This window comes from Haemophilus haemolyticus (assembly GCF_001008275.1).
Classification (GTDB): Bacteria; Pseudomonadota; Gammaproteobacteria; order Enterobacterales; family Pasteurellaceae; genus Haemophilus; species Haemophilus haemolyticus_P.
In genome coordinates this window covers 21,415-32,329 of the sequence record NZ_LCTH01000015.1, presented here as the reverse complement: position 1 = coordinate 32,329, position 10,915 = coordinate 21,415, and the positions used below count along the sequence as shown (strand labels likewise).

The following is a 10,915-nucleotide window of genomic DNA, read 5'->3' as shown; positions in this document are numbered from 1 at the left end:
GCCTCCTCCCATTAAGCCTTGCATTCCACGCATCATTTTAGCCATGCCGCCTTTACGCATTTTCTTCATCATGCGTTGCATTTCATCGAATTGTTTAAGTAATTTATTAACATCTTGCACTTGAGTGCCAGAACCTAATGCAATACGACGACGGCGAGATCCTTTGATAATATCTGGGTTTGCACGTTCTTTTAAGGTCATAGAGTTAATGATCGCTTCCATTTTGATAAACATTTTGTCATCTACTTGATTTTTAACGTGCTCAGGTAAATTTTTTGCACCTGGTAATTTCTCAAGCATAGACATCATGCCACCCATTTTTTTCATTTCGATCAGCTGTTCGCGGAAATCATCTAAAGTGAAATCATCGCCTTTCTTGAATTTCTGCGCCATTTTTTCTGCTTTTTCACGATCAACGGAACGTTCAAGATCTTCAATCAGCGAAAGCACATCACCCATACCCAAAATACGGGAAGCGACACGATCAGGATGGAAAGGCTCAAGCGCTTCTGTTTTCTCGCCCACACCAAAGAATTTAATTGGTTTACCTGTGATTTGACGAATTGATAACGCCGCACCACCACGCGCATCACCGTCCACTTTCGTCAAAATAACACCGGTAAGCGGCAATGCTTCATTAAAGGCTTTTGCCGTATTGGCGGCATCTTGACCAGTCATTGCATCTACGGTGAAAAGGGTTTCGATTGGATTTAACACTTCATGGACTTGCTTGATTTCGTCCATCATTTCTGTATCAACGTGCAAGCGACCTGCCGTATCCACAATCAACACATCGTAGAATTTCAGTTTTGCATCAGCAAGTGCCGCTTTAGCAATATCAACCGGATTTTGTTTAACATCCGATGGGAAAAAATCCACACCAACCGATTGAGCCAAGGTTTCAAGTTGCTTAATCGCAGCAGGGCGATATACGTCGGCAGAAACCACTAACACTTTCTTTTTATGACGTTCACGCAAAAATTTTGCCAATTTACCCACGCTGGTAGTTTTACCCGCCCCTTGTAAACCCGCCATTAAAATAACTGCTGGTGGTTGGGTTGCAAGGTTTAAACTCTCATTCGCTTCGCCCATGGCTTTTTCAAGCTCTCGCTGAACGATTTTTAAGAACTCTTGCCCCGGCGTTAAACTTTTATTGACTTCTTCCCCAAGCGCGCTTTCTTTTACTTTTGCGATAAATTCACGCACCACAGGTAAAGCAACATCTGCTTCAAGTAATGCCATACGCACTTCGCGCAAGGTTTCTTTAATATTATCTTCCGTTAAACGGCCTTTTCCGGTGATATTACGTAAGGTTTTGGAAAGGCGATCCGATAAATTCTCAAACATGGCTAACAATCCTGTTTTTCTTAAAAAATTGCGCTGATTATACCGAAATTTAGGCGTTTTTCATCATTTCAAATGAAAATGGCTTTTTGAGTAGGCGATTTCATTAAGAAAGCATAGGATATAAGGAAAAAGAATGATTATTTAGCCAATTTCGGGTATCATTCTGCCCACTCTTGGCTATTTGAGTAGCCATTTGATTTAGCAAAATCAAATAACAGGTAAAAAGTGCGGTGAAAAATGACCGCACTTTTTATTGATTAACGAACAAAAGGATTTTCCCTTGGACAGTATTCCCCTTAGTACTTTATTGATTATTCTCATTATCTGTTTAGTGTTATCTGCATATTTTTCTGGTTCAGAAACTGGACTACTCTCTCTCAATAAATATCGTCTTCGTTTTCTATCTGAACAAGGCAATAAAGGCGCACAAAAAGCAGAAAAACTGCTAGAAAAGCCAGATACCTTGTTAAGCTTTATTCTTATTTTTAATAACCTTGTGAATATCAGCGCATCGGCAATTGCGACCATGATTGGTATGCGTTTATACGGTGATGCAGGCGTGGCAATTGCAACGGGGTTGCTCACTTTCGTGATGCTTGTCTTTTCTGAAATTTTTCCTAAAACGGTGGCTGCAATGCACGCGGAAAAAGTCGGTTTTGTGTCCAGCCATATTTTGACGGTATTACTAAAAATCTTCTATCCGTTAGTTTGGCTGATGAATATTTTTACCAAATCATTAATGCATTTGGTGGGATTAAAACCCGATATGCAAAAACAAGTAATTAGCCGTGAAGAACTTCGTAGTATCGTATCAGAAGCGGGGGAAGCGACACCTGATGAACAACATCCACAAATGTTGCTTTCTATTTTAGATATGGAAACCGTCACCGTTGATGACATTATGGTTCCACGCAACGAAATCGGCGGCATTGATATTGATGATGACTGGAAAGCCATTATGCGCCAGCTCAATCACGCAGCACACAACCGAGTTGTGCTTTACAAAGGCAGCCTTGATGAACAAGTGCTTGGTATTTTGCGCGTGCGTGAAGCATTCCGCTTACTGCTTGAAAAAAATGAATTTACCAAAGAAACCTTAATTCGTGCCGCGGATGAAGTGTATTTCATTCCTGAAAGCACGCCATTAAAAACTCAGCTTGCGAATTTCCGTGCAAATAAAGAACGCATTGGATTAGTGGTGGATGAATACGGTGATATTAAAGGTCTTGTAACTTTGGAAGATATTTTGGAAGAAATCGTGGGTGATTTTACCACTTCCACCGCTCCAAGTATTGACGAGGAAGTAACTCAACAATCCGATGGTTCAATGATTATTGATGGCTCTGCCAACCTACGCGATCTCAACAAAATGTTTAACTGGGAATTAGATACAGAAGATGCCCGCACATTTAATGGTTTAATCCTAGAACACTTAGAAGAAATTCCCGATGAAGGCACGGTTTGCGAAATTGATGGCTTGCAAATCACCATTCTTGAAGTGAGCGATAATATGATTAAACAAGCGAAAGTAGTGAAGTTATAATAAAATTGAAAGAAAATAAACCGCACTTAGAGTTAAATATCTGAGTTAAATATCTATCAAAGTGCGGTTTGTTTTTTAAAATGTTTTTTCAAATTTCAATACCACTTCATTCTGTTTATAGCGATATAACATTTCTACGTTACTCTGATGATTTGTATGAATAAAATTGATACTAGGCACAATATCGTAAAATTTGAATTTAGGAATAGCAAAGGTAAACAAATATTTTTGTTCATTGTCTTTTCTTGTTTTTCCTAAAAGTGCATTATAATCTTGATAATCTATTTTTCTAAAAATACCTTGCGCAGTAATATCAATTCCGCTTTCAAAACTTTTATTAATACCTATTCTAATCCCCTTTCTAGCATATTGATCAATTTTTGATTCTGTTGAAAACTTTTTCGCATAATCCAATCCACCAAATAAAATCCAATCATTTGGTAAGCTATAAACTAAAGTAGAAAAGAAAGAGAGAATTTTTCCATCTTGATAAGATAAATTACGATCTTGATATTTTTCCCATTTATATTCTGTTTGCAAAGAAAAGTATAAATTCGGATTAAAAATCTTTGAATAAGAAATATTAAACCCTTTTCTCTCGCTATACCAATGATGATAGGATCTTGTTTTTTCAATTAAAGGATAAAGATCTAATTGATTTTTTTGATCTTTAAAACGGTATCCTAATCCAAGTGAAATATTATGTTCCGTAAATTCTGATTTTTTAGGGTAAAACTCACCATAAGCTAATCCTTTAAAAATAATACCTTGATTATTTAATATTTCAGTATATTTATTTAATACAGCTTCATAACTAAATCCTATGCTTTTTTGAATAGTTGGTCTAGTTCGTGTAAATTCTAATGTACCAAGATAAGGATTTTCGACAATTTCTTTACTAGTTTCATTTCCAGATTGATTTAAATTAGAATTATAAATTGTGCCAAAAGAAAAGGAACCTTGCCACGATTGGCGATAATCAAGTTGTGATAAATATTGGTTTACACGTGCCATTACATTTGGTTGTTGCGGCAATTCTATCTGATTAAAAAGAATTTTAGATTGATTGTTTTGCCAGTTTAGAAAATAGAGTTTAGCTAAATCTAATTTTCCGCGTGTGAAATCGGGTTCTTGTTGAACTAGTTGCTCGTAAAGTTGAATGGCTTTTTTGGTATTTCCTTGATTAAATGCAATATTCGCTTCTGCAAATAAAATCATTCCTTGTTCTGCTTGCGGAAATTGTTTATAACGGATCAATAAATGTTGAATATCATTCGTTTGTTTGTAATTAATTGCGAGAAAAAGAGCGGTCATTATTTCTTCTATATTATCACTCACCTCAAATTCTTGGTTGTTTATTGTTAATGTAGTAAAGAATTTATCTTGTTGAATAAATTGTTGTTCTTGTCGTTGTTGATTTAATTGAGATTGTTGCTGTAAGCGGAAATCTTTTTCTTGATTTTCGGCAAGTACCAAAAAAGGAATAAAAAGAAAGATAAAAGGGAATTTCGACATAAAACATCCTGTTTACAATAAGGCTTGCTTTCGCAAGCCTTTTGTTTATTAAACTTAATTTTTAGTACCGCCAAAGGCTGTGTTGTATTCAGGTTTTGAAGCAAATGTTGCCATACCTGCTAAGCCTTCTGCTTTCGCACCATAGAAACGACCTTCTGATTTACCAGTGATACCTTCTGCTGTAGCTTCACCCTCAAAAGTGGCTTTAGATTTATTGATTTGGCTTTCAACATGGATGGTAAAATTAGTTTTACTTAAATGACCTTCTATAGAGCCATCATCAAAATCGACATCAAATCTACCTTTCATCAATTCTTTATTGAAATCAGTGTATTTATTGATACCTTGAACATTATAAGTCACTTTTCCACTAGGCAATTTTGTAGTTGGGTTTGAACCTACGTAATAAACACTAACATTTTTTTCTTTTGTGTTGCTTCCTGCTACATTTTCCCATTCACCATAGTAGGTATCCATATTGCCAACTTGCTTAAAGGACAATCTTCCTAATCCAGTATGATCTGGCATAATTAAAGTCAATTTAGGCATATTTTGCATTTTAGCAACAACTACGCCATTGGAATCTTTTTTAGCAACGCCTGTAATACGCGAAATCCATTTGTCTGCACGCTCAGCCATTAAAGCCATTGATTGACCTTTATTATTTGCTGTTTTACTTAATGCTTTTTCAGTTGTGGGACTATAATCTGGTAAGTTTCTATCATGAACTTCAATGCCAGCTTTTCCATCCTTTAAACCTGCTTTAACAATAATATATTTAGTTTGTTTTGTATCTGTTGATACGCCACCGACAACTTGTGCTTGTGTAAAACCAACAACACCACAAGCCATTACTGCTACTGCAATTTTACTTAGTTTTTTCATAATAATTTCCTTATTATAGAAGGTTTATAAAATCAAAACATCAATCGTCTTGAGCCAAAATCATCATATCACAAAAACAAATATGATAATTATTTTCATTTAAAATTTTGCAGTGAAACCTAATTTGATCGTTCTTCCTGGTGCAGGCATACTAGAACGTGTGAGTGGATCAAGATAATAACGATCAGTAATATTTGTTCCCACCAATTCTAATTGAAGATTTTCATTTACTTTATAGGAAGCATAAGCATCAACAACTAATACTGGATTCCAGCGGTTGGTTTCAGTGCTTCCTAAGAAGCCCGCATCTCTTAATGATTTTGCACGGCTGTCTTTTACTTGAGAATGATAAAGCCAGCGAGTACCTAATTCTAAGCGCTCATCTAAAGCACGGATGCCAAGGTTAGCCGTGATGGAATATTTTGGTGCTATCGTATGTTTTAAATAGCCTTCAGCATTGCCACCATTTACGCATTCTGGAAGAGCTCTTGGTTTTTTTACATTTCTAACATAATCCCAAATACCTCGATCAAGTACTGCTGAATTTTTATCGCAGAATTTATTTTTAAGATTATAAACGATACCTAAATCAGCAAAGAAATTACCTTGATCATATCGAGTTTGAAACTCTAAGCCAGATAACATTCGTTTATCAAACTGTTTCATTTCATAATTCACATCACGATCAAATACATTTTTTGTTAAATTATGGAAATAATTTAGACGAATATCAGCACGGCGTGCATTGGGTAATAAACCTCGTAAATCTTGCACATAACCGATCTCAATATTTTTGCTATGTTCAGGTTTTCGATCATAGAATGGATGAAGTTCAGTAATGGAATAACCAATAGTATCTTCAAAAATACTTGGCATACGTTTTGTTTCTGTATATCTCGCATAAATACGAATATTGTCAGTAACAAGTACTGTTGCCCCAAAAGCTGGAGCCCAAGCGTGGGCTGTTCGTTTTGCTTTTTTCATTTTTTCCCATTGTTCTTCCGTTGGGTTGCGTTTTTCTAATTGGGAAAAATTGGCACTAATATACTGAATTGTTTTTTCAGTTTGGTTAGTTGCTGGATTAAATTGCTCTTCTTTCAATTTATCATCTGTAAAATACTTGTTAATAGGAGAATTATCTAAATTAAAGTTTCCATATTGATCTCTTTCCCAATAAATTGTTTTTTCCTCTCCACTTAATCCGTTTCTTTCTTCTAAAATTTCAGCTATGTTAGAGTCTTCATCTGTAGGTTTAGATAAGTTGCTTTCTATTAATTTTGAATTAACATATCCCCTTCTATTTGTACTCCATATTCTTCTATCCTTAAGCCACTCTTCTTCTGTATTATAGTTACTTCTTTTGGGTTCTGGATTATTTTTTGAGAATTCATTTTTGAACTCTGCTTCTTTAATACCAAAGTTCTTATAGTTATTATATTTTTTTATCATGTCCTCAGTAATATTTGGCAGCTCTCTATAATCAAAGCGAATAGCCGCTGGATACAACACCTCTTCCCTTTGCTTATCCTGAATTTGCTTTCTCAACCCATCATCACGTGATTTATAGTGCGTATATTTTGCACCAGCATCTAAAACCAACCAATCCACTGGGCTATATTGGAAATTAAAACCTACATTTAATTCTTTGCGTTTTCCGTGACGTTCGCCACTCATATGGTAATCCCAGCCTGGACAATAAATGTTACTGTCTGGTTTACCGCCACCAACCCAACCACCACATACTTCGTTTGCAAGTGGAGTATTTTTGGTAAATTCATTTTCAGAATTTAGATTCTCCCATTTGTAATTACTCATTACATCAAAATTTAATTTTGGAGTAACTTCAAAACGGTTGCTAGCATAAACGCCATAGTGATTATCTTTCGACCATTGTGCTTGTGCTTCTTTGGTATCAAAAACCCCCTTAATATTTGGTGTTTTATCATTGGAATTAGCGTATTCTTTCCATTTTTTACGTATTTGTTTTATATATTCGGCTTTATCTATTAAATATTGTTCATAACCTTCTTCCCCTGGTTGCTTAATTTCAGGTGCAACAAGATCAGTTCCTACCGAATTAAATCCCATATCATCAAAAATAATATCGGAAGGGCTTCCACCTGAAGTATTGGTTTTGGCATGATTAAATACTGCATAGGCTCCAAGGCGCAAATTCACCCATTTATTATTTTCAGGGTTATATTCAAAATCTGTATTCACTGCGGTTTGTTTTACATTGGCAAGCGGCCATTGTAGAACTGTGCCTTGTTGATAGCTGGTTTGCCATAAACGGGAAGGCATAATTTCACCATAATGCATATCACTATGGCGTAAGCCAAATTTTAATTTGGTGTGCTCGTTAAACTTAATGGTCGCTTTGCCTAAATAAGATTCAGATTCAAAAGATGTGTTAGGAACTTCTTTTTTCGGATGATAAACAATGGCAATCCAAGGAATGTAAGGATCATCGGTGGAATAATAATCCGGATTGAACTTTTCTTGATTTGCATATTCATCCAAAGTTTTTCCTTCACCATAATTATGCCCACCTTTTGACCCCGCAAAATAATTTCCTTTATTGCGATAAGCATAAGCAACTAAGCCTTCAAAATGCTCATCTTTTGTTGCGATGGCTAGGCGATAGGCATTGTCATTAAAGAATTTATTTCTACCATGAGAACGAGCAGGGTAACGATCGGATGTTCTAAAATAAGCTGAAATAGCACCTAACCCCATATCTTCAGGCTGATTAAGTTTACGGAAATCTTGACCAATAGGAATAGGATAACCACGTTGCTTAATAGAATTATTAGCTGTTTCAGCTTTAAATTCGATACCAAATTTTTCACCTTTTTTAATAATGTCATCAGGTTCTAATGTGGTAAGACGAATTGTTCCTGCTGCGCCACTATCTAAAGTGCGGTTCAAATTTGGGCCTTTTTCAACAGTAACACCGCTAATTAAAAATGGATCAAGATAGTTACGGTTGCTCACCCCCGCAAAACCACGCCAAACAGTGATTGCTTGTTCTGTGCCATCAACTAAAACAGGAATTCGACCTTGCCCCTGAACACCACGAATATTAGGATCCAATGCACCGCTATTGCGTGCATCACCACTATATACGCCCGTTGTACCTGTCAATAAATCCGCTACAGAATGTCCTTTGTAAGTTTCAATTTCTTTCTTACTTTTATATTCGGTTACTTGGTTTTCTGAAAACATTTTATCTTTACCTGCTTGGGCCTTACTTTCAGAAGTACCCAAAACAGAGATCGTATCAAGCTGATTTATTTGTGGGGAAGCATAGATACTTTGATGAATAAGCAAGGTGAGAGGACATAGCATAAAGGAAAATTTATGTTTCATTTTTTGAATCTCCATATTAAACGATAACAATTATCAATTTAGGATAGTCCTATTTTTTCGTATTATCAAAGAAAAATTATTTATTTTGTGATCGATATAACAAAATTTTTCACTAAAAAATTTTTGACTTAAATCATAAGTGCGGTTCTTTTTTTGCGCATTTTTCAGAAAACATTTTTATAATTATTTATAGGTATATTTTGATAGAGAACAAAGATATGGAACACGAATATCAACGGGCGGTGACTCGCGTGTGCGTACAAACGGCACTGCTCTTGTTACAACATGGTGCAGAAAGTACTGTGGTGGTGCAAATGGCGCAGCGTTTAGGCATCGCACTTGGCGTAGAAAGTGTAGAATGTGCGCTCACGGCAAATGCGGTGGTGCTGACGACCTTATCAGATAATCACTGCATTACCACCGCGCGAAAAAATACGGATAAAGGCATTAATATGCAAATGGTCACTGATGTTCAGCGCATTGTGATTGCTGTTGAACATCATCTGTATGACTTAGAAATCGCACAAAGAAAACTGGATCAATTAAAACCGCTGAAATATAACCGATGGTTAGTTGTATTCATGATTGGCTTATCTTGTGCGGCATTTGCCCATTTATCTGGCGGAGACTGGGTAATTTGTGGCATCACCTTTGTGGCTGCAGCCATTGCAATGTTTGTGCGACAAGAATTTTCTAAACGGCACTATAATCCCCTTATCGTCTTTTCCATCACCTCTTTTGTCGCCTCGCTTATTTCTGGCGTAAGCTTGAAATATAACTTAGGTAATGATCCTCAAATTGCCTTGGCATCTAGTGTGTTATTACTTGTGCCAGGGTTTCCTCTAATTAATTCTTTGGCGGATATATTAAAAGGTTATGTCAATATGGGATTAGGCCGTTGGACGATTGCCACTATTCTCACTTTTGGCGCATGTCTTGGTATTGTATTCGCGTTAAGCGTATTACATATTACAACTTGGGGGCATTAAAATGTTATTAGATATAACAATATTTATATTGAAATTACTTGATGATATGTTATTTGCCTCGATTCCAGCTATGGGCTTTGCGTTAGTATTTAATGTACCGCCCAAGGCCTTAAAATATTGCGCAATTTTAGCCGCACTTGGGCATGTGACACGCACATTATTACTGCATATTAATATGCCTATTGTATTTGCCACCTTCTTTGCCACTTGCGTAATTGGATTTTTAGGCGTGCATCTTTCCCATCGTTATCTAGCCCATCCCAAAGCCTTCACCGTTGCCGCCATTATCCCGATGATTCCCGGTGTTCATGCTTATAAAGCAATGATTTCAATAGTGCAAATTCATCATTTCGGCTTTTCCGATGCGTTATTTGAACAAATGATTAGTTCCTTTATTAATACTAGTTTTATCCTAGGTGCAATAGTATTTGGATTGGCTTTACCGGGCCTATTGTTTTATCGACAAAAACCTGTTGTGTAACCTAAAACAGTGCAACAAAAAAGCCGACATTTGTCGGCTTTCTACTATTCTTGTGATTTTTTCTTGAGGTATTCATAAAGCTCATCTTTAATCCGTAATTTTTCTTTTTTCAAAGCCTCAATTTCCATATAAGTGGCGAGCTGAATGTTTTCCTGCATGTTCTTAATTTCATGATCTAATTCGTTATGCTTTTCAAAAAGACGATCGAAATAAGCATCATTACTTTTAAATTTGGTGATTAGTTCTCGGTATTCGGGAAACATAGCATTGCTCCTATAGTGGTTTTAACTGGTTTCAGTTTACTACATTCGCCCCAAATAAACAGAACAGGATCTTAAAATTTTGACAACGATCACAAAAATTTATTTCTTGCAAATAGCCCTTTACTCTTTTGCTTTTTTATTTCTTCCAGCACCTAAAATCAGCATAGCTAACAAACTAAGAATAATTCCAAAGCCAGCACCAATACCCGTTGAGATAACATAAGGTTTCTCAGCCATTACGAGATTAGGCTGTTGAACAAAATGAAATGCCACTAAATTATTATCCAACGGTTGAACAGATTGCATCATTTTCAATTTGTTTTCCCAAGAAACGTCAATTTTGGCGTCTGCAGCATTTTTCACTTGTTCAAATAACGATTTCCATTTTGTAATCAATTCATTATTTAATGTCTGAGTGCGGTGTATTTTTCTTTATTTTCAGAATCTTGCTTTTCCCTCAGCTTTTAACTGGTTTATTTGAATAAAGCACGCTAGAATAAAGTTATTTTCATTTCAACGAAAA

9 protein-coding genes are annotated in these 10,915 nt (G+C 36.0%); 3 read left to right on the top strand and 6 right to left on the bottom strand.

Annotation, left to right across the window (positions count from 1 at the left end):
- On the bottom strand, nt 1–1,347 hold a 1,347-nt coding region (gene ffh / locus AAX15_RS02075; protein ID WP_046938906.1), incomplete at its 3' end, for a signal recognition particle protein.
- Nucleotides 1,348–1,627: 280 nt separating this feature from the next.
- On the opposite strand from ffh, the gene AAX15_RS02070 reads away from it, so the two are divergent.
- Nucleotides 1,628–2,890, top strand: a complete 1,263-nt coding sequence (locus AAX15_RS02070) for an HlyC/CorC family transporter (RefSeq protein ID WP_046938905.1) — start codon at nt 1,628–1,630, stop codon at nt 2,888–2,890.
- Nucleotides 2,891–2,965: 75 nt separating this feature from the next.
- Here the strand turns inward: AAX15_RS02070 and AAX15_RS02065 are convergent, their stop codons facing one another.
- The 3 genes from AAX15_RS02065 to AAX15_RS02055 form a co-directional block, all read right to left on the bottom strand.
- Nucleotides 2,966–4,405: a porin family protein gene (locus tag AAX15_RS02065; protein WP_046938904.1), complete on the bottom strand. Its 1,440-nt coding sequence runs from the start codon at nt 4,403–4,405 to the stop codon at nt 2,966–2,968.
- A 54-nt stretch (nt 4,406–4,459) separates the two neighbouring features.
- Entirely contained in the window at nt 4,460–5,290 is an 831-nt protein-coding gene (locus AAX15_RS02060; RefSeq protein WP_046938903.1) for a Slam-dependent surface lipoprotein, read from the bottom strand.
- 99 nt (nt 5,291–5,389) lie between these two features.
- Nucleotides 5,390–8,659: a TonB-dependent receptor domain-containing protein gene (locus tag AAX15_RS02055; protein ID WP_230599587.1), complete on the bottom strand. Its 3,270-nt coding sequence runs from the start codon at nt 8,657–8,659 to the stop codon at nt 5,390–5,392.
- A 218-nt stretch (nt 8,660–8,877) separates the two neighbouring features.
- On the opposite strand from AAX15_RS02055, the gene AAX15_RS02050 reads away from it, so the two are divergent.
- Nucleotides 8,878–9,648, top strand: coding sequence for a threonine/serine exporter family protein (locus tag AAX15_RS02050; protein WP_005634905.1), 771 nt, complete (start codon nt 8,878–8,880; stop codon nt 9,646–9,648).
- Between the two features lies 1 nt (nt 9,649).
- Nucleotides 9,650–10,129: a threonine/serine exporter family protein gene (locus tag AAX15_RS02045; protein ID WP_046938901.1), complete on the top strand. Its 480-nt coding sequence runs from the start codon at nt 9,650–9,652 to the stop codon at nt 10,127–10,129.
- Nucleotides 10,130–10,173: 44 nt separating this feature from the next.
- Here AAX15_RS02045 and AAX15_RS02040 read toward each other — a convergent pair whose 3' ends face one another.
- Both AAX15_RS02040 and AAX15_RS02035 read right to left on the bottom strand, forming a co-directional pair.
- Entirely contained in the window at nt 10,174–10,392 is a 219-nt protein-coding gene (locus tag AAX15_RS02040; RefSeq protein ID WP_046938900.1) for a YdcH family protein, read from the bottom strand.
- Between the two features lie 120 nt (nt 10,393–10,512).
- Nucleotides 10,513–10,788, bottom strand: coding sequence for a hypothetical protein (locus AAX15_RS02035; RefSeq protein ID WP_230599586.1), 276 nt, complete (start codon nt 10,786–10,788; stop codon nt 10,513–10,515).
- Nucleotides 10,789–10,915: the final 127 nt, after the last annotated feature.

Excerpts from the sequence above, each read along its gene's own strand:
- AAX15_RS02045 (WP_046938901.1), top strand. The coding sequence starts at position 9,650 with ATGTTATTAGATATAACAATATTTATATTGAAATTACTTGATGATATG.
- AAX15_RS02060 (WP_046938903.1), bottom strand. The coding sequence starts at position 5,290 with ATGAAAAAACTAAGTAAAATTGCAGTAGCAGTAATGGCTTGTGGTGTT.
- AAX15_RS02040 (WP_046938900.1), bottom strand. The coding sequence starts at position 10,392 with ATGTTTCCCGAATACCGAGAACTAATCACCAAATTTAAAAGTAATGAT.
- AAX15_RS02050 (WP_005634905.1), top strand. The coding sequence starts at position 8,878 with ATGGAACACGAATATCAACGGGCGGTGACTCGCGTGTGCGTACAAACG.
- AAX15_RS02065 (WP_046938904.1), bottom strand. The coding sequence starts at position 4,405 with ATGTCGAAATTCCCTTTTATCTTTCTTTTTATTCCTTTTTTGGTACTT.
- AAX15_RS02055 (WP_230599587.1), bottom strand. The coding sequence starts at position 8,659 with ATGAAACATAAATTTTCCTTTATGCTATGTCCTCTCACCTTGCTTATT.